The sequence below is a fragment of the Dorea hominis genome (assembly GCF_014287705.1).
Classification (GTDB): domain Bacteria; phylum Bacillota; class Clostridia; order Lachnospirales; family Lachnospiraceae; genus Dorea_D; species Dorea_D hominis.
The window spans coordinates 1-18,801 of record NZ_JACOOY010000002.1; the positions used below are offsets into that span (position 1 = coordinate 1).

General features: G+C 40.8%; 18 protein-coding genes and 1 rRNA gene. 16 read left to right on the forward strand and 3 right to left on the reverse strand.

The window, feature by feature from the left end; all coding sequences use genetic code 11:
- A 23S ribosomal RNA gene (locus H8S07_RS01485) occupies positions 1–94 on the forward strand; the annotation flags it as partial.
- 209 nt (positions 95–303) lie between these two features.
- Here H8S07_RS01485 and H8S07_RS01490 read toward each other — a convergent pair.
- Positions 304–561 (reverse strand): hypothetical protein, encoded by a 258-nt coding sequence (locus H8S07_RS01490; protein WP_021861459.1) that lies wholly within the window; start codon positions 559–561, stop codon positions 304–306.
- 146 nt (positions 562–707) lie between these two features.
- Here H8S07_RS01490 and H8S07_RS01495 point away from each other — a divergent pair, with 146 nt between their 5' ends.
- The 7 genes from H8S07_RS01495 to pepI all read left to right on the forward strand — a co-directional run bounded on the left by H8S07_RS01495 (position 708) and on the right by pepI (position 8,769).
- Entirely contained in the window at positions 708–1,604 is an 897-nt protein-coding gene (locus H8S07_RS01495) for a LysR family transcriptional regulator (protein ID WP_186855288.1), read from the forward strand.
- Positions 1,605–1,776: 172 nt separating this feature from the next.
- Positions 1,777–2,571, forward strand: a complete 795-nt coding sequence (locus H8S07_RS01500) for a DUF4866 domain-containing protein (RefSeq protein ID WP_021861457.1) — start codon at positions 1,777–1,779, stop codon at positions 2,569–2,571.
- A 12-nt stretch (positions 2,572–2,583) separates the two neighbouring features.
- Complete coding sequence (locus H8S07_RS01505; RefSeq protein WP_186855289.1) at positions 2,584–3,915, forward strand: threonine/serine exporter family protein; 1,332 nt, start codon at positions 2,584–2,586, stop codon at positions 3,913–3,915.
- 18 nt (positions 3,916–3,933) lie between these two features.
- Positions 3,934–4,851 (forward strand): DUF3877 family protein, encoded by a 918-nt coding sequence (locus H8S07_RS14725; RefSeq protein ID WP_330598473.1) that lies wholly within the window; start codon positions 3,934–3,936, stop codon positions 4,849–4,851.
- 121 nt (positions 4,852–4,972) lie between these two features.
- Positions 4,973–6,655, forward strand: coding sequence for a phospho-sugar mutase (locus H8S07_RS01520; protein ID WP_186855290.1), 1,683 nt, complete (start codon positions 4,973–4,975; stop codon positions 6,653–6,655).
- Positions 6,656–6,799: 144 nt separating this feature from the next.
- Entirely contained in the window at positions 6,800–7,555 is a 756-nt protein-coding gene (locus H8S07_RS01525; RefSeq protein WP_186855291.1) for an aminoglycoside phosphotransferase family protein, read from the forward strand.
- A gap of 323 nt (positions 7,556–7,878) precedes the next feature.
- Positions 7,879–8,769: a proline iminopeptidase gene (gene pepI, locus H8S07_RS01530; protein WP_021861452.1), complete on the forward strand. Its 891-nt coding sequence runs from the start codon at positions 7,879–7,881 to the stop codon at positions 8,767–8,769.
- A 110-nt stretch (positions 8,770–8,879) separates the two neighbouring features.
- On the opposite strand, the gene H8S07_RS01535 is transcribed toward pepI, so the two are convergent.
- A complete protein-coding gene (locus H8S07_RS01535; RefSeq protein WP_186855292.1) occupies positions 8,880–9,881 on the reverse strand; it encodes an asparaginase in 1,002 nt (333 codons plus the stop codon).
- Positions 9,882–10,103: 222 nt separating this feature from the next.
- Here H8S07_RS01535 and H8S07_RS01540 point away from each other — a divergent pair, with 222 nt between their 5' ends.
- Both H8S07_RS01540 and H8S07_RS01545 read left to right on the forward strand, forming a co-directional pair.
- Entirely contained in the window at positions 10,104–10,829 is a 726-nt protein-coding gene (locus H8S07_RS01540) for a phosphatase (protein WP_118661286.1), read from the forward strand.
- A 65-nt stretch (positions 10,830–10,894) separates the two neighbouring features.
- Positions 10,895–11,203, forward strand: a complete 309-nt coding sequence (locus H8S07_RS01545) for a YerC/YecD family TrpR-related protein (RefSeq protein ID WP_118661287.1) — start codon at positions 10,895–10,897, stop codon at positions 11,201–11,203.
- A gap of 63 nt (positions 11,204–11,266) precedes the next feature.
- Here H8S07_RS01545 and H8S07_RS01550 read toward each other — a convergent pair whose 3' ends face one another.
- Entirely contained in the window at positions 11,267–11,878 is a 612-nt protein-coding gene (locus H8S07_RS01550; RefSeq protein ID WP_021861448.1) for a DUF1836 domain-containing protein, read from the reverse strand.
- 120 nt (positions 11,879–11,998) lie between these two features.
- On the opposite strand from H8S07_RS01550, the gene H8S07_RS01555 reads away from it, so the two are divergent.
- The 6 genes from H8S07_RS01555 (at position 11,999) to rlmD (ending at position 18,768) form a co-directional block, all read left to right on the forward strand.
- The gene (locus H8S07_RS01555) at positions 11,999–13,276 is read left to right on the forward strand and encodes an L-cysteine desulfidase family protein (RefSeq protein WP_186855293.1); all 1,278 of its coding nucleotides are present in this window, start codon (positions 11,999–12,001) and stop codon (positions 13,274–13,276) included.
- A gap of 3 nt (positions 13,277–13,279) precedes the next feature.
- Positions 13,280–13,669 carry a DUF3783 domain-containing protein gene (locus tag H8S07_RS01560; RefSeq protein WP_186855294.1) on the forward strand — a complete coding sequence of 130 codons (390 nt, stop codon included), beginning with the start codon at positions 13,280–13,282 and terminating at the stop codon, positions 13,667–13,669.
- A 5-nt stretch (positions 13,670–13,674) separates the two neighbouring features.
- Complete coding sequence (pcrA, locus tag H8S07_RS01565) at positions 13,675–15,930, forward strand: DNA helicase PcrA (protein ID WP_021861445.1); 2,256 nt, start codon at positions 13,675–13,677, stop codon at positions 15,928–15,930.
- Positions 15,931–16,017: 87 nt separating this feature from the next.
- Positions 16,018–16,260, forward strand: a complete 243-nt coding sequence (locus tag H8S07_RS01570) for a hypothetical protein (protein ID WP_021861444.1) — start codon at positions 16,018–16,020, stop codon at positions 16,258–16,260.
- 131 nt (positions 16,261–16,391) lie between these two features.
- Positions 16,392–17,321 (forward strand): NYN domain-containing protein, encoded by a 930-nt coding sequence (locus tag H8S07_RS01575; RefSeq protein WP_021861443.1) that lies wholly within the window; start codon positions 16,392–16,394, stop codon positions 17,319–17,321.
- A gap of 73 nt (positions 17,322–17,394) precedes the next feature.
- Positions 17,395–18,768 (forward strand): 23S rRNA (uracil(1939)-C(5))-methyltransferase RlmD, encoded by a 1,374-nt coding sequence (gene rlmD, locus H8S07_RS01580; RefSeq protein WP_118288446.1) that lies wholly within the window; start codon positions 17,395–17,397, stop codon positions 18,766–18,768.
- Positions 18,769–18,801 lie beyond the last annotated feature (33 nt).

Sequence of the window (18,801 nt, forward strand, 5' to 3'; positions counted from 1 at the left end):
AGACCCCTTGAAGACGACGAGGTAGATAGGTCAGAGGTGGAAGTGTGGTAACACATGGAGCTGACTGATACTAATCGGTCGAGGGCATGACCAAGCAAGGTGATAGGTAAAGGATGAAGAGTATTTCTTGTATGCAGTTTTGAAGGTATATAACTTACAGAAGTGATTGGTATAAAGCCAGTCGCTTTTTTGTTATAAGAAATAAAAACTATTAATCTTTTATTCAAGGATTTTAATATAGATAAGTAAAAAGACGGCTATCTTTTTCGGACAGTCGTATGAGAGTGACTAAGAATGAGGAAATTATTTCTTCTCTTTTTTATGACAGATTCCATACTTTTGAAGAGATGAGAAAACCTGAACTTCGTCATTACCATGAATCATCAGTAATGCTGGAAGACCCAGTTGGATATTTGCAAGTTCAGAAAGCTTTTTCCCATCAACGGGTTTGTTGTGGTTGGAAATATCGCGTATTTGTACATCAGATGAAACCTTACTGCAAATATTATGAAAGATAATAAATTGACTTGTTGTTGTGAATTTTATATTATTTTTTATCATAGCAGGCCACCTCTGTAAAAATAGATTTTCTTTTTCCTTTTGCAAGTGTATAATAGATGACAAGAAATGTAAAATGTATATTCGGCATACCTGATATATAAATAAAATATAGATATGGTATAGATGTGATATAGATGGAGAGAAAAATGGACATTACATACGATTATTACCGGATTTTTTATTATGTGACAACCTATAAGAGTTTTTCAAAGGCGGCAAAAGTATTAGGAAGCAACCAGCCCAATATTACGCATTTTATGAACAATCTGGAAAATCAGCTTGGCTGTCGGTTGTTTGTACGATCTAACCGTGGTGTAACATTGACACAGGAAGGTGAATTATTATATCAACATGTCAGGATTGCTTATCAGCAGCTTCATGCAGCGGAAGTAGAGCTGGCAGGAAAACGTAGTATGGAAAGTGGGAGCGTTACGATCAGTGCAAGCGAGATTGCATTACATTTACGGCTTCTTCCGGTACTTACAAAGTTTCATAAATCATATCCCAATATTCAGCTCCATTTGTTGAATCATAGTACACCAAGAGCAATACGCGCGGTAAAAGAGGGACAGGCGGACCTGGCAATTGTAACGACTCCATTGAAGGCGCAGAAGCCTTTAAAAGTAATGCCACTGATGAAATTCCGTGAGATTGCAGTTGGAAGTCCTGCGTTTTGTCTGGATATACTAGGGAAAGAAAGAGATTCTCAGGTTCATTTAAAAGAGATTGCTTCACATCCCATAGTCAGTCTGGAGAAAGACAGCACATCATACAAATTTTATTCGGAATGGTTTATGGAACAGAATCTGATATTTACACCGAACACAGAAGTAGAGACGATGGATCAGATATTGCCACTGATTTCGTGTGGGCTGGGAATTGGCTTTTTACCGGAATTATATGTAAAACCAGCAATAGAATCTGGAAAATTGCAGATGATATCATTATATGAAAAGATTCCTGAAAGAGAAATCTGTCTGGTGGAAAATATGAATTTCCCACCGGGAATTGCAGAGGAAGCTTTTAAACATTTATTGTTGTAGAAAATGTATTTTTAGCATTGGAAATGGCAGGTGTATGATGCAGAAATGTGATTATATATATAGAACATAGGTGCCATGTAAATAAAACAGAGGTTATTTATTTGACTTTGAAAAAACAGCTTTCTATACTTAATAAAGTATAGAAGGCTATTTTTGTTATGGAGGCGATAATATGCAAACTGTATTACCGAGAGAAGAAGCTGTAGAAGCAATTTTTTCTAAAATATTTGAATCAAAAGAAGCATGTGGAAGATTAAAAGACGTATTTCAGGAACATCTGGAAGAAGAAAATATATCCGGAGATTCAGCAGGACATTTCGCAGAGGTACTGTTTCATGCATATAAAAATGGTGATGTTACGGCACTTTTATTGGAACTTTGTGGAAGAAGTATGTTTGACTTATTACGGGAAGCATATTTGATCCCTAAAAAATTTCACGGAAAAGCGGGTGCAAATCCGGTGCTTTTAACAGATGTAGATGGCAATCTGTTACAGGAAAAAAAGGTCTCGGCAAGAGAATATACGAAATTCAAAGAAACATACGAGATACATCAATGTGCACCGAGATCAAAAGTATATCTGGCAGATGGATATGATCTTGTACGGTCTTATGAAAAAGGAACAAAAATTGTTGAGAAAAAAGAAAACAAAAGCAGAGGCATATTGATTCTGTATGCTTTACCGGATACATGTAAGATGGGATTGACAGAGGCTGAAGCGTATGCAGTTGTATGGGAAACATTTATGCAGATTCAGAAAGCAGCACCGCGCGCAATTGTATATTACGGACAGGAAACAGGAATTAAAAAGCAAAAAGAGTTTGATGAGATCGGGGTGCTCCTGCCGATTCGCGAATTTGAGAAGAAGATGCTGCATCACTTGCAGGAAGTGGATGGTATCGTGCTAGCATGCCGGGAAAAGATGATGGAAAAAGCAGGACAGGAAAGCCTGGATCTGAATGATTAGGAAGTGATGAGGATGCAGCTAGATCAATTACGAAAAAATCATATGGATGTTCTCTGGCATGAGTATACAGATGCAGGAGGAGAGAACAGACCTGTTACAGAAGCAAGCCTTACTGAGAAAGCTTCTATTATCGGCAGAGTGGGTATTATGCTCTTGTCCTGTGGAACCGGAGCATGGAGAGTGAGAAGTTCCATGAATACACTTGCAGAAGTGATGGGGATCACATGTACCGCGGATATTGGACTGATGTCGATCGAATACACCTGTTTTGATGGAGAAGATGGTTATACACAAGCTCTTTGTCTGACTAATACAGGGGTAAATACATCAAAATTAAACCGTCTGGAAAAATTTATCCGGAATTTTGAAAAGGAAGGAAAGCATATATCCGGAGAACAGTTACATCAGCTTCTGGATGAAATAGAGAAAATTCATGGATTATATTCACCTGTGGCACTGGGAATGGCTGCAGCGCTTGCGTGCGGTGGATTCACATTTCTGCTTGGCGGCGGTCCGATTGAAATGCTCTGTGCATTTATTGGCGCAGGTGTTGGAAATTATGTGCGGTGCAAATTGACAAAACACCATTTTACTTTGTTTTTGTGTATTGTATCCAGTGTATCATTAGCTTGTTTTACTTATGCGGGATTTTTAAAACTGGCAGAAATTTTGTGGGGAATATCCATTCAACATGAAGCTGGTTATATATGTGCCATGCTCTTTATTATTCCGGGGTTCCCATTTATTACGAGTGGCATTGACCTTGCAAAACTGGATATGCGTTCGGGCATGGAACGTTTTGCGTATGCTATATTGGTTATTCTTGTCGCAACAATGGCTGCCTGGATCATGGCATTAATTCTACATTTACAGCCGGTAGATTTTCCAAAAATTTGTTTAACATCAGAAGAGCAGGTGATATTCCGGCTTCTTACCAGCTTTTGTGGTGTGTTTGGATTTTCCATTATGTTCAACAGTCCACCGGGACTTGCAGCTGTAGCTGCAGGAATCGGAGCAGTTGCCAATACACTTCGACTTGAATTTGTTGATCTTACCGGTATGCCGCCGGCAGTAGCGGCATTTATTGGAGCGCTTACGGCTGGAATATTAGCATCTTTAATAAAAAACAGAGCTGGATATCCGAGAATTTCAGTGACAGTCCCATCTATTGTTATTATGGTTCCTGGGTTATACTTATATCGAGGCTTCTATAATTTGGGAATGATGTCGCTTTCGGTATCCGCATCCTGGTTTGCATCAGCTATGCTTATTGTTATGGCGTTGCCGCTGGGTCTGATATTTGCAAGGATACTGACAGACAGATCATTCCGTTATTGTACATAGATAACAGAAGAGGAAAATATGCGTTTAAAAAATATATTATTGGTGGTAGAAGATGTTGAGCGTTCCAGACGCTTTTATGAAGAACTGTTCGGGTTACATGTGATTACAGCTTTTGACGGAAATATGATACTGACAGAAGGATTAGTCCTGCAGGAACGAGAAATCTGGGAGAAATTAACAGGAAAAAAAGTCAAAAATGCAGGAAATAATGCAGAATTATACTTTGAAGAGAATGAATTAACAAAATTTGCAGGAAAACTGGAGAAATCAGACTGGAATATTACTTATGTGAATCCTCTAAAAGAAGAAAGCGGAGGACAGCAAGTGATCCGTATTTATGATCCGGACGGGCATCTGATCGAGATTGGAGAGTCTTTGGAACATGCAGAAAAAAGGCAAAAAGAAGGGTTTGCAAAGATGGAGAGAAATCTTGTGGATATTATGAAGGAAGAACAGGCAAAACTGGGATTTCGTAAAGAAGCAGTAAGACTGTATTATCCACTCGCTACATTGCAGCATTTCTTTCATGCAGAAGATACGGCAGAAGAGATGCAGGAGCGACTGCAGGCATTTCCGGAAGAATTTACAGACAAACTGGGAAATGTACAGGTGACGCATAAGAAAGGCCGGTTTTGTATTCACATTCCGGAAGAAGGAAGTGTCTATGTAAAAGAACAGATGAAAGATAACGAGTTCATAAAAGAACTGATTGGACAGGTACAGCAGCGTGACTGTACAATTGAGGATCTTAAGAAGTTGTTTGAAGCACATTCAGATCAGGTGATTTTTGAAACTATGTCAAATGGAGAGTTTGATTATCTTCTCCGTTTTGCGGACGGGGTACCCGATGACTATTATTACTGCTTCAAAGATGAAGGCTGTCATATGGTTTATCATCGTTTTTTGCCGGAAGATTATAAAGATTTTGACTTTTAAGATTTTAATCTTGAGAATTCTGCCAAGGAAGCAAGAACAAAATTGCGGCATGCCTGAAAATATGCTATATTAAAAGTATCATTTACGAATGGAAATATATGAAGTAATAGGAGTGATCAAAATGTATCAGGAAGAGTATAAACGTTGGCTGGAGGCAGATCTGGAAGATGCAGATCTGAACCCGGAATTAACGAAAATTGCGGGAAATGAAGAAGAGATCAAGGAGCGTTTTGCAGTAGCACTGAAGTTTGGAACAGCCGGACTTCGAGGTGTTCTCGGAGCCGGAACGAACCGTATGAACATTTATGTTGTACGTCAGGCAACACAGGGACTTGCAAACTGGGTAAAGACACAGGGAGGAACACAGACAGTAGCGATTAGTTATGACAGTCGTCTGAAGAGTGATGTATTTGCCAAGACAGCAGCAGGAGTTCTGGCAGCGAATGGAATTAAGGTTCGCATTTATGACGCACTGATGCCTGTACCGGCATTATCATTTGCAACACGTTATTATAACTGCAATGCAGGTGTTATGGTTACAGCATCCCACAACCCGGCAAAATATAATGGATACAAGGCTTATGGACCGGATGGATGTCAGATGACAGATGATGCGGCAGCAATTGTATATGCAGAGATCCAGAAGACAGATGTGCTTACAGGAGCAAAATACATATCTTTTGCAGAAGGTGTAGAAAAAGGTCTGATCCAGTTTGTAGGGGATGACTGCAAGAATGCATTATATGAAGCAATCGAATCACGTCAGGTTCGTCCGGGCTTATGCAAGAGTGCAGGATTGAAACTGGTATACAGCCCGTTAAATGGTTCCGGACTGGTACCTGTTACACGTGTATTAAAAGATATTGGCATTACGGATATTACAATTGTACCGGAGCAGGAATATCCAAATGGCTATTTTACAACTTGCAGTTATCCGAACCCGGAGATTTTTGAGGCGTTGGAACTGGGACTGAATCTTGCAAAAGAGACAGGTGCAGATCTGATGCTTGCAACCGATCCGGATGCGGACCGTGTTGGTATTGCAATGAAGTGCCCGGATGGTTCTTATGAGCTGGTAAGCGGTAACGAAGTAGGAGTTCTTCTGTTAGATTATATCTGCGCAGGACGTACGGAGAAAGGCACAATGCCAGAGAATCCGGTCGCTGTAAAATCTATCGTGTCTACACCGCTTGCAGATGCAGTTGCAGCACATTATGGTGTCGAGCTTCGCAATGTACTGACTGGATTTAAGTGGATCGGAGATCAGATTGCACAGTTAGAAGAAGCAGGAGAAGTAGATCGATTCATCTTTGGATTTGAAGAGAGTTATGGATATCTTGCCGGACCGTATGTAAGAGATAAAGATGCGGTGATTGGTTCTATGTTAATCTGTGAGATGGCAGCTTATTACAGAAGTATCGGAAGTTCCCTAAAGCAGAGAATGGAAGAGATTTATGCGGAATATGGTCGTTATCTGAATAAGATTGACAGCTTTGAGTTTCCGGGACTGAGTGGTATGGATAAGATGGCAGGTATTATGCAGGGACTTCGTGAGAATCCGCTGACAGAAGTTGCAGGACATAAAGTTGTATCTGTAACTGATTATCAGAAGCCGGAAGAGACAGGTCTGCCGGCTGCGAATGTACTGATTTACAAGCTGGAAGGCGGCGCAACAGTAATCGTTCGTCCGTCAGGAACAGAGCCGAAGATTAAGATTTATTATACAACACTTGGCAAAGATCTTGCAGAAGCCGAAAGTCAGAAAGAAAAACTTGCAGAAGCATTAAAGCCAATTATGAAATAGTAAGATTGTAGAAAAATTAACAATAAAATAAAGCACAAAAAATAAGTTAAAAAAATATCAAAAAAAGCTTCCTTTTTCTGTATTACGGGTATATAATATGTTTAACAAGTAAAGTTCGGAAATATAGAAAAGGAGGCTTATTTTATGAATATGGATTTATGTAAACTGATCGTGGAACGTCCGTATAAGAAAGTGTATCGCTGTGAAGGCAGTATCGTTAAATTATTTGATGAGAACCATCCAAAAGTTGACATTTTCAATGAAGCAATGGAAACAGCCAGAGTCGAAGCAACCGGTCTTGAGATTCCAAAGCTTCAGAAAATAGAAAATATTGACGGAAAATGGGCGATTTTTCTGGAATACAAAGATGGTAAGACATTAGAAGAGATGATGCATGTGGACCCGGCGAATATTGACAAGTACATGTCCGACTTTGTTGACCTGCAATTACAGATACAGTCTAGGAAAGCACCGATGCTTCCAGATCTGAAAGAGAAGCTTGCAAGACAGATCAACAGTATTACAGAACTGGATGCAAGCCAGAGATACGAACTTCTAACGAGGCTGGAAAGTATGCCACATCACAGTAAGCTTTGTCACGGAGATTTCAATCCGAGCAATATTATTGTCGGAAAGAATGGAAAAATGACAGTCGTGGACTGGGCACATGCAACACAGGGAAATGCCAGTGCAGATGCAGCAATGACGTATTTGTTATTTGCGCTTAAGGATCAGGAAGTGGCAGATCTCTATCTGAAAATTTTCTGTAAGAAATCAGACACAGCAATCCAGTATGTACAGCAGTGGCTCCCGATTGTGGCCGCTTCGCAGCTTGTAAAAGAGAATGAACTGGAGAAAGATTTCCTGATGAAGTGGATCGATGTTATGGATTATCAATAAGAGAATACTTAAAGAATCTGCCATTGGCAGATTCCTGTGGATGCTACATCAACGAAAAATGGGTAGGATTTTTCCTGCCCATTTTGAATTATAAAGGATGACTGTAAGTGACGGGGAGAGGCAAGGATAATTTGATAGATATTTTAATAAAATTTCATAAATTTAATATTTGGTTACTGTTAAAGTATATGAAATTATGTTATAATAATGACATGGTATTGGCCGCTCAAATCGAGAAATACAATGACAGAGATTTGTAGTTACAATACAACGCCGCAGTATGCGTGTTGCAAATTTTTTTTGTCAAAGAGGAGGAAAAGAAAATGGCAAAAATTACAGAAGGATATATGCCTTTTAAAGGTTATCAGACCTATTACAGAATTGTCGGAGAACAGAAAGACAACGGAAAAGCTCCGCTGATCTGTCTGCATGGTGGACCGGGATCTACTCATAACTATTTTGAAGTTCTGGATAATGTTGCAGATGATGACGATCGTATGATCATTATGTATGACCAGTTAGGATGCGGAAAATCTTATCTGGACGGACATCCGGAGATGTGGACACAGGATCTCTGGCTGGATGAGCTGGACGCATTAAGAGAGCATCTTGGACTGAAAGAATGCCACATCATTGGACAGTCATGGGGCGGTATGATGCAGATCGCATATGCAATCGAGCGTGGAGCAAAAGGCGTAAAATCCTTTATTATTTCTTCCGGGCACCCAAGTAGCAGCCTCTGGGCAAGAGAAGGAATGAGAAGAATTAAGATGATGTCTGAGGAAGATCAGGCAGCAATCAATGATGCACTGGAACGCAATGACTTTACAGGAGAAGCTTATCTGAAAGCAGTTGACAATTATATGGACAGATACTGCAACTACTGGAGAGAAGATCTTCCGGAATGCTGTACAAGAGAAAAGAAATCCGGTGGAGAAGCTTACCTGTATGGATGGGGACCGAACGAGTTCGTTCCATCCGGTACATTAAAAGATTTTGAGTACATTGACAGACTTCACGAGATCAAAGTTCCATCATTGATCATGAGTGGTATTTCTGATCTGTGTTCACCATTAGTAGCAAAGACTATGGCGGATGAGATTCCAAACTCTAAATGGATCCTCTGGGAGAGAGCGCGTCATACTACATTCGTAGACAGACATGATGATTACTGTGTTGAGCTGTTAAAATGGATGAACGAATACGACAAATAAGATTTTTAATATTTGGAAATATGCAGAAATAAGATTTTTTGCGTAAGATAAAAAGAAACGGCGTTTCATAGATGAATGATCATTTGTGAAACACCGTTTCTTCTTTATTATTACAACTCTTCCTGGCGGTCGTGATTGATAGTCTGATAGAATAAGCGGTGGATTTCTTTCGGATTGTTTGTCTGTCCAAGAATCCACATCAATTTGGCAACAAGTGCCTCGGTTGTCATATCCGCAGCCTGGAGGATGCTAGGGTGTTCGCTGTATTTCTTACCAACTTGATAAACTTCCAGATCACAGCCTTCTTCCGGAACCTGTGTCGTGACAGCGAGAGTCTTTCCGGAATCTACCCAACCGAAGATAGCTTTCTCAAAAGAATCATCGTATTCCGGAATACCTCCGATACCGAATGTTTCCAGAATGATCGCATCGTAATGTCCGCGCAACAGTTCAAAAATATCTGCCTTTACTTCTGGCGTCAGCTTCAGAACAAAGACACGGTCGTTCAGCCTCTGGTAAGATACCATATTTGCCTGAGCGGTTGTTGGTGCAATGTAGTGACGGACGATCCGGTCATCATGGATCACGGCAAGAAGTGGAAAGTTCATACTCTCGAAAGCGTCAAAACTTCTTGTTCGCTGTTTTCTTGCGCGGGTTCCGGCAACTACTTTTCCATTAAATACAATAGAAACATCACAGGAGTTATCGTCCAGTGCATAGAGAATACTCTGGTAAATATTGATCTTGGCATCCGTATATGGGTTGCCCATTGGTTTTTGTGAGCCGGTAAGAACGATCGGTTTTGCAGAATTTTGGATCAGGTAAGACAGTGCAGCGGCTGTATAAGCCATCGTGTCTGTACCATGCAGAATAACAAAACCGTCATAATCGTTATAATGTTCTGTGATCGCGTCACGCATCAGTCCCCAGAGATATGGACGCATATTTGTACTGTCGATATTCATAAGCTGTAGTACGGTCAGATCACATTTGTCTTTGATGCCCGGTACGCTGGCTGCAAGTTCTTCACCTGTCATAGCTGGTGTTAATCCGTCTCCGCCTTCTGCGGATGCAATGGTTCCGCCGGTGGCAATCATAAGTATTTTCTTCATATTAAAAACCTCTTACTTAATTGTATAGAATATGTTGTGGCACATTGAGTATTTGCAGCGAATAACTACAGAATTATATAGCATATTTGCAATGCAAAACAGAATGCCCATAAAATAAGATATCTGTGAAAACGTAAGATGTCAATAGAAATCTGGAAAAAGAAAGCCGTATCGGGTATAATTAAATCAAGAAGTGGAAAAATACAGAAAAGAGGAGAGATTATGACAATCGAAATAGATACACATGCGCATACGCTTGTCAGTGGACATGCTTATAATACAATGCGGGAAATGGTACAGATGGCAGCAGAAAAAGGACTGAAAGGACTGGCGCTTACAGAACATGCACCAAAAATGCCCGGAAGTACGAATTTATATTATTTTGAAAATCTTGGTGTTGTTCCGCGTAAGATGTACGGAATCGATGTGCTTCTTGGATCAGAGTTAAATATTCTGGATGCGGCAGGCAGTGTAGATCTGCCAAAATCCGTGCTTCGGAAACTGGATATTGCTATTGCAAGCATCCACACGCTGTGTTTTGAAGATGAGTGGAAAAAAGAGCCGGTTACAGAAGCTTACTTAAATGCAATGGAGAATCCGTGGATCGATATTATCGGACATCCGGATGACGGAAGATTTCCGGTAGATTATCCGACGATTGTGAAAAAGGCAAAAGAGACAGGAACATTGCTGGAACTTAATAATTCATCATTACGTCCTGGCGGTTTCCGACAGAATACAAAAGAGAACGCCATAGAGATGCTGAGATGCTGTAAAGAGCTTGGAGCAAAGATCGTGCTTGGTTCAGATGCACATGTAGATGCTTTCATTGCAGACTGTACATGGTCGGAACCCGTATTAAGAGAAGTGGACTTTCCGGAAGAGCTGATCGTGAATACATCGATCGTAAAATTGAAAGAAGCATTAAAACGTAATAAAAAGCTATAGACTTTACGAATTTAGTGTGTTAAAATGTAACGGTAATGAATACTGTTACAAAGGAGATAATTGCTATGAGTAAAAAAATAAGGACGGAAGCAGTTGACTATCTGTTTGAAGCTGTGCTGAGTCTGGAGAATAAAGAAGAGTGTTATACATTTTTTGAGGATATCTGTACGATCAACGAGTTGTTATCCCTGTCGCAGAGATTTGAAGTTGCGAAGATGCTGAGAGAGCAGAAGACATATCTGGAGATTGCAGAGAAAACAGGAGCTTCCACAGCCACGATCAGTCGTGTGAACCGTTCTTTGAATTATGGGAATGACGGATACGATATGGTATTTGAGCGAATTGCTAAGAAAGAAGAGCAGAGCGGAGAATAAAGCATTTATACGATAGAATAACAAAGAATTTAATAAGAATAAAAAAAGAAGTAAGTGAAGTTCTTACTTCTTTTTTTTGCGCTCTTCCGGTTTTGGAAGTTCGTCGATCAGTTTTTCAATGATCTGCTTCTTGACGTATACATCAAAACTCAGATTGCAGATGAAAGCGAAAATCTGAAGATTACGCTGTTCTTTATCTGGAATATCCTGAAACATCTCCATCGCTGCATTATAAGAATGTGTAACATCCTTCTGCATATTCCAAATGCGTGATTTCTCAAGTTCGCAGATATCACTGTAAATGTCTGTAATAGAGAGTCCTTTTGTGTCTGAAAAATACTGTTCCGTCAGAGGAGCAAGAATCGTTTCAATATCCTTGATAGATAAAATGTTTTTAAAATAATAAATAAAGATCATAACAAGAACATGTTCGCGTGAATACTTCTTCTTCACCGGAGGCGGGAGGAGATTGTTCTTCGCGTAATTATTGATCATAGTCTTGGTCAGGATCTTATCATCCGTATAGCGCTTGGTCGAGCGGAGACTCTCTTCCATAAAGGTAGTGACCTGATCCATATACAGGTCAATATTCGGGATGTCTTCCGGCTTGATATAGTCTATTCTGGAGATGCTGGATAAAATACTGTTCAGCAGATCATTTGTATCAATTGTCATATTATCACCTCAATGTAACCATTATATAGTATTCAAAACTAGATGGCAATAGAAATATTTTTATGCTATACTGTTTGGGTAAAAAATATTGGGGAATTTGCGTAAAGCAGGGAGGTTATCATGAAGAAAACAGATGAAAAATATCAGGCATACATACAGATATTAAAAGAAGAACTGGTGCCGGCAATGGGGTGTACGGAACCGATCGCACTTGCTTATGCAGGAGCAAAGGCAAGAGAAGTACTGGGATGTGTACCGAATAAAGTACTGGTAGAAGCCAGCGGAAGTATTATAAAAAATGTAAAAAGTGTCATTGTTCCGAATACGAATCATCTGAAAGGAATTCCGGCGGCAGTGACAGCAGGAATCATTGCCGGAAAGGCAGAGAAAGAGCTGGAAGTTATCGCAGAAGTGACACCGGATGAGATTGAGCAGATGATCACATTTTTAAAAGAGACGCCGATTACAGTTGAACATATCGATCAGGGGATTACATTTGATATTGTGCTGACGTTGTATAAAGAAGATTCCTATGCGAAGGTAAGAATCGCAAATTATCATACGAACATTGTACATATTGAAAAAGATGGTGAAGTGATATTTAACATTCCGGTAGAAGGAGAGAACGAAGAAGGGCTGACGGACAGAAGCCTTCTGGACATGAAGTCTATCTGGAATTTTATTAATACGGTAGATGTTGTCGATATTAAAGAAGTAATCGGGCGTCAGATTGAGTATAATACAGCGATTGCAGATGAAGGTCTGCGCGGGGACTACGGAGCAAATATCGGAAGTGTTCTCTTAAGCGCGTACGGAGATGATGTCCGTACAAGAGCGAAGGCGAGAGCGGCAGCAGGATCGGATGCACGTATGAACGGATGTGAGCTGCCGGTTATTATTAACGCTGGAAGCGGTAATCAGGGAATGACATGTTCGTTACCGGTTCTCGAATATGCAAAAGAGCTGAATGTGACAGAAGAGAAGAAATACCGTGCACTTGCGTTATCAAATCTGACAGCAATCCATCAGAAGACCGGAATTGGAAGACTTTCCGCATATTGTGGAGCAGTCAGTGCAGGTGCGGCAGCAGGGGCTGGAATTGCATACCTGTGCGGTGGCGGCTATGAAGAAGTTATTCATACAGTTGTGAATGCACTGGCAATCGTATCCGGTATGGTCTGTGATGGAGCGAAAGCTTCCTGTGCAGCGAAGATTGCGGCATCTGTAGATGCAGGAATCCTTGGCTATAACATGTACCTGAATGGACAGCAGTTCTACGCCGGTGACGGAATTGTAACAAAAGGTGTGGAGGCAACGATCCAGAATATCGGTCGTCTCGGTAAAGAAGGTATGCGTGAGACGAATGAAGAGATTATTAAAATGATGATCGGAGAATAGGTAATGAGACAGACGGTACTGTGCTACAATTTAAAAGGAACGAAAAAAGGAAGAAAACTAGGAATGATTTTCAGCTATCTCGGGTTTATAGTGCGTCATATTCTGCCGGAAGAATATCATATTCCGGTAGGAGAACTGGCAGAGGGCAAAACAGATGAGGAGACAAAGAGCGAAGAAACGGACGGCGAAGAGCCATTTACAGACGAGATGCTTATCTTATGTCCGGCATCGGAGGCGTCCCTCGACAAAGCACTATTTATGATGCGCAAAGAAAAAGTGCAGGTGCCGTTAAAAGCAGTTCTCACACCTTCTAATCAGGAATGGGATTCGGTTTCACTGCATAATGAGATTTTGAAAGAACATAAAGCAATGTCTGACAAGAAAGGAAATTAAGAACTTTGAGTATTTACGATACATTAAATGAACCACAGAGAGAAGCCGTATTTCAAACGGAAGGTCCACTTCTTATTCTTGCCGGTGCGGGTTCCGGGAAAACAAGAGTGCTGACTCATCGGATTGCATATCTGATCGAAGAACAGGGCGTAAATCCGTGGAATATCCTGGCAATCACATTTACGAATAAGGCAGCAGGTGAGATGCGGGACAGAGTTGACCAGCTGGTTGGATTCGGTTCAGAAAGCATCTGGGTAAGTACCTTTCATTCGATGTGTGTGCGGATTCTCAGACGTCATATTGAACTGCTGGGATATGATACAAATTTTACGATTTATGATACAGATGATCAGAAGACGTTGATGAAAGATGTTTGCAAGCTACTGGAGATTGATACAAAACGTTTCAGAGAGCGTGCACTTATGAGTGCAGTTTCCCAGGCGAAGAATGAACTGATCACACCGGAAGAGTTCCGGCTGAATGCGGGTGGAGATTTTGCACAGCGGAAAATTGCAGATGTTTACGAAGAATATGAGAAACAGCTCCGCGCAAATAATGCGTTGGATTTTGACGATCTGCTTTTTAAGACAGTACAGCTTTTCCAGACGCAGAAAGATGTTCTGGAATATTATCAAGAACGTTTCCGTTATATGATGGTAGATGAGTATCAGGATACGAATACTGTACAGTTTGAACTGATCCGGCTGCTTGCTGCAAAGTACAGAAATCTCTGTGTAGTAGGAGACGATGACCAGTCCATTTATAAGTTCCGTGGCGCGAACATTAAAAATATTCTGAACTTTGAAAAAGTATTTGAAGATGCGAAAGTGATCAAACTGGAGCAGAATTACCGTTCTACACAGAATATCCTGAATGCGGCGAACGCTGTGATCAGCAACAATGTGGGAAGAAAAGCCAAAACATTGTGGACAGATAATGACGAAGGCGATAAGATCCGTTTTCGCCAGTTTGATACCGCATATGATGAAGCCGAATTTATCGTAGATGATATCCGAGAACAGGTAGATAGAGGAAATGGCACTTATAATGATAATGCTATTTTATACCGGACGAATGCACAGTCGCGTATATTTGAAGAGAAATTTGTCACAGCGAATATTCCATATAAGATCGTCGGAGGAATCAACTTCTATGCAAGACGTGAGATCAAAGATCTGCTGTGCTATCTGAAGACGATCGACAATGGCAAAGATGATCTTGCTGTCCGTCGTGTGATCAATGTACCAAAACGAGGAATCGGTCTTACGAGCATTAACCGTGTGCAGGATTATGCGGCAGCATATGATATCGGATTTTATGATGCACTTCTTTCTGCAGATGCAATCCCGAATATTGGAAGAGGACTTTCAAAATTAGAATCCTTTGTTGCACTGATTGAACATTTCAAAGTGGATGCAAAAGATATGACGCTGTCCGATCTGATGCAGGAGATTCTGGATGTTACAGGTTATATTGACAGTCTTATGGCAGAGGGGCCGGAAGAAGCAGAAGCGCGAATTGAGAATATTGACGAGCTTAGAAGCAAGATCGCGACATATGAAGAAACATGCGAAGAAAATAACGAACCGGCTACGTTGAATGGATTTCTGGAAGAGGTTGCGCTGGTTGCGGATATTGACAGTCTGGATGAAGACACTGACTATGTTGTGCTCATGACACTTCACAGCGCGAAAGGTCTGGAATTTTCACACGTATATCTAGCAGGACTGGAAGATGGAATATTTCCAAGCTATATGACAATTACGGCAGACAGTCCAGAAGAACTGGAAGAAGAGAGAAGACTCTGTTATGTCGGAATTACAAGAGCGGAGGAGGAACTGACATTAACCTGTGCAAGAAGACGGATGATCCGCGGAGAGACACAGTATAATAAAATATCCCGTTTCTTAAAAGAGATTCCGATGGAACTCTTAAGTACAGGCGGTATTTTCAAGAAAGAAGCGCCAGTGGAAGAACTAGCGAAAGCAAGTGCTTATATGCAGGCAAAACAGGCATTTCACACAAAACCATTTGCGGCATCGAATCCATTTTCCACAGCGAAACCTGCAAAAGAATTTGGCACACCAAAGGGAGACGGACCGGGTTATGATGTGGGCGATCGCGTTCAGCATGTCAAGTTCGGGGAAGGAACTGTGACGGCACTTGTGAAAGGCGGAAGAGACTACGAAGTGACAGTTGATTTTGACAGCGCAGGTACGAAAAAAATGTTTGCAATGTTTGCAAAACTTCGGAAAATTTAACATAAAAAGATAGTAATCTGAAAACGATAGTGTTATAATAAGACCAATAATTGAATCGCGTGAGATCACGAGAAAGGATGTGGGAGCATGAGTAGAGTAGATGAACTTATTGCAGCAACCAAATTAAGCGAGCTGGTGAATAAAAAGGAAGAAGATAAGCAGTGTAAGAACGTATTATGGGCGCTGGCAATCGTAGGTGCAATTGCAGCAGTAGCAGGAATCGCCTATGCAGTATACTGCTTCTTTACGCCAGATTATCTGGAAGACTTTGAAGATGATTTTGAGGATGATTTCGATGATGATTTCTTCAATGACGAAGATCAGGTATAAGTCTTACAAAAAAGTAAAAGAAAAGCAGGTTTTTTGCCTGCTTTTTTTCTTGCTATAGTGAGAGAAAAAAGTTTTTTCGTTATAGCAGGGAAAAGATAAGAACGAATTTCGGGATAAGGAGATCTTAAGATATGGACGGACAATGCTATGCATTACTCATTGATGCGGACAACGTATCTGCAAAATATATCAAACCGATTTTGACAGAGCTTGCGCGTTACGGCAATATTACTTATAAGAGAATTTATGGAGACTGGACAAGTACACAGCATTCAAGCTGGAAAGATGAACTTTTGAAAAATTCCATCACACCGATCCAGCAGTTCAGTTACACACAGGGGAAAAATGCAACGGACTCTGCAATGATCATTGATGCAATGGATATTTTGTACACGAATGATGTAGATGGATTCTGCATTGTGTCCAGTGACAGTGATTTTACAAGACTGGTAAGCAGACTTCGTGAAAGTGGGAAGAATGTGATCGGTATGGGTGAAAATAAAACGCCGGAGCCGTTTCGCAAGGCGTGTGATAAATTTACTATTTTAGAAAACCTGTTAAATGAACAGGAACCGGGAAGAACAGAGACACCACGGGAAGGTCTGAGCAAAGAGAAGATTGAAGAAGACATTGTGAAGATGATACTGGAAAATGATGATAACAATAAGCAGACAGGACTTGGCGAAGTCGGAAGCCGCCTTGTAAGCCTGCATCCGGATTTTGATGTGCGAAGCTATGGCTACAACATGCTTTCCAAATTTCTGGAAGAATTTCCGAAACTGGAGCTTGTAAAAAAAGGTAAGTTCGTTGCAGTTTCTCTGAAAGAAAATCATGGAAAGAAAACGGTTGTTGACCGGTATGTACAGAATCTGGTGAAGAATGCCGGAGAGAAGGGAATTGAGTTGAGCACACTGGGCAACCGTATTTATGAAAAATACAAAGATTTTAAGATCAATGACTATGGATATGCACAGTTTAATCAGTATGTGAAGAGTGTAGACCAGATAAGGGTAGAAAAAGCAGGAACAATACTGATCGCAAAATATAAAGAACAGAAGTAATCCTGTGGGATGAAAATCAAGAAGATAGAATGAATCAAAAAAAGTATTATTTAAACAGGAAGGAATAGAAAACATGAAAAAGGGACAGGTCTGGGAAGGAATCGTAAAAGAGGTAGATTTTCCAAATAAAGGAAAAGTATTTCTGCCGGAAGAAGATCGTACCGTGATCGTGAAAAATACAGTGCCGGGACAGAAGATCAGATTTTCAGTAAATAAGATCCGCAAAGGGAAAGCAGAAGGAAGACTGCTGGAAGTGCTGAAGCCATCAGAGAAAGAGATTCCGTCTGTTTGTCCACATTTTGGACAGTGTGGTGGTTGCACATATCAGAATCTGCCATATGAAGAACAACTGGCAATGAAAGAGTCACAGATTAAGAAAATGATGGATGAAGCTGTGAATGGCAAGTATGTCTGGGAGGGAGTAAAACCAAGCCCGGTAAAACAGGCATATCGTAATAAGATGGAGTTCTCTTTTGGAGATGAGTATAAAGATGGACCAATCGCACTTGGTATGCATAAAAGAGGCAGTTTTCATGATATTGTCAATGTGACAGACTGCCAGATTGTGGACGAAGATTACCGAAAGATTCTTGACTGTACATTAGAGGCAGCAAGGGAGTCGGGACTTCTATATTATCACCGCATGAGACATACCGGATATTTTCGCCATCTGCTTGTAAGAAAAGCTGTGAAAACAGAAGAGATTTTAGTAGATCTTGTAACGACAACGGAAACAGATGCACAGGCATTTCTGGATACATGGGTGAAAAAGCTTCTGGAATTGGAACTCGATGGTAAAATGGCAGGTATCCTGCATACAAAAAATGACAGTGTTGCTGATGTAGTAAAAGATGAAGGAACGGAAGTGCTCTATGGACAGGATTATTTCTATGAAGAACTGTTAGGGCTGAAATTCAAGATTACCCCATTTTCGTTCTTCCAGACAAATTCGCTGGGAGCGGAAGTGCTGTATGAGACAGCGAGAGAGTACATTGGAGATATCAATGAGAAGGTTATCTTTGACTTGTATAGCGGAACCGGAACGATTGCGCAGATCCTTGCACCGGTAGCAAAAAAAGTTGTTGGTGTGGAGATTGTGGAAGAAGCGGTTGAAGCGGCGAAGGAAAATGCTGCGCTTAATGGCCTTGATAACTGCACATTCTGGGCAGGTGATGTGCTGAAAGTGATTGATGAACTGGGCGAAGTGCCAGATCTTATTATGCTTGATCCACCGCGTGACGGCGTGAATCCAAAAGCGCTGATGAAGATCCTAAATTTCGGCGTGGATCGTCTTGTATATATTGCCTGTAAACCGACCAGCCTTGCCAGAGATCTCGAGATGATCCAGGGTAGAGGATATAAGGTGGAGAAGATCTCCTGCGTAGATTTATTCCCGAATACGTACCATGTTGAGACGGTGGCGGTGATGAGCAGAGAACACGGTTAATAGACCTCCGGACATGAGGATGATTCAGTTATT

What these genes read in the sequence shown, in the direction of transcription:
- H8S07_RS01490 (WP_021861459.1), bottom strand. Translation starts at nt 561, where the DNA reads ATGATAAAAAATAATATAAAATTCACAACAACAAGTCAATTTATTATC.
- H8S07_RS01495 (WP_186855288.1), top strand. Translation starts at nt 708, where the DNA reads ATGGACATTACATACGATTATTACCGGATTTTTTATTATGTGACAACC.
- H8S07_RS01500 (WP_021861457.1), top strand. Translation starts at nt 1,777, where the DNA reads ATGCAAACTGTATTACCGAGAGAAGAAGCTGTAGAAGCAATTTTTTCT.
- H8S07_RS01505 (WP_186855289.1), top strand. Translation starts at nt 2,584, where the DNA reads ATGCAGCTAGATCAATTACGAAAAAATCATATGGATGTTCTCTGGCAT.
- H8S07_RS14725 (WP_330598473.1), top strand. Translation starts at nt 3,934, where the DNA reads ATGCGTTTAAAAAATATATTATTGGTGGTAGAAGATGTTGAGCGTTCC.
- H8S07_RS01520 (WP_186855290.1), top strand. Translation starts at nt 4,973, where the DNA reads ATGTATCAGGAAGAGTATAAACGTTGGCTGGAGGCAGATCTGGAAGAT.
- H8S07_RS01525 (WP_186855291.1), top strand. Translation starts at nt 6,800, where the DNA reads ATGAATATGGATTTATGTAAACTGATCGTGGAACGTCCGTATAAGAAA.
- pepI (WP_021861452.1), top strand. Translation starts at nt 7,879, where the DNA reads ATGGCAAAAATTACAGAAGGATATATGCCTTTTAAAGGTTATCAGACC.
- H8S07_RS01535 (WP_186855292.1), bottom strand. Translation starts at nt 9,881, where the DNA reads ATGAAGAAAATACTTATGATTGCCACCGGCGGAACCATTGCATCCGCA.
- H8S07_RS01540 (WP_118661286.1), top strand. Translation starts at nt 10,104, where the DNA reads ATGACAATCGAAATAGATACACATGCGCATACGCTTGTCAGTGGACAT.
- H8S07_RS01545 (WP_118661287.1), top strand. Translation starts at nt 10,895, where the DNA reads ATGAGTAAAAAAATAAGGACGGAAGCAGTTGACTATCTGTTTGAAGCT.
- H8S07_RS01550 (WP_021861448.1), bottom strand. Translation starts at nt 11,878, where the DNA reads ATGACAATTGATACAAATGATCTGCTGAACAGTATTTTATCCAGCATC.
- H8S07_RS01555 (WP_186855293.1), top strand. Translation starts at nt 11,999, where the DNA reads ATGAAGAAAACAGATGAAAAATATCAGGCATACATACAGATATTAAAA.
- H8S07_RS01560 (WP_186855294.1), top strand. Translation starts at nt 13,280, where the DNA reads ATGAGACAGACGGTACTGTGCTACAATTTAAAAGGAACGAAAAAAGGA.
- H8S07_RS01570 (WP_021861444.1), top strand. Translation starts at nt 16,018, where the DNA reads ATGAGTAGAGTAGATGAACTTATTGCAGCAACCAAATTAAGCGAGCTG.
- H8S07_RS01575 (WP_021861443.1), top strand. Translation starts at nt 16,392, where the DNA reads ATGGACGGACAATGCTATGCATTACTCATTGATGCGGACAACGTATCT.
- rlmD (WP_118288446.1), top strand. Translation starts at nt 17,395, where the DNA reads ATGAAAAAGGGACAGGTCTGGGAAGGAATCGTAAAAGAGGTAGATTTT.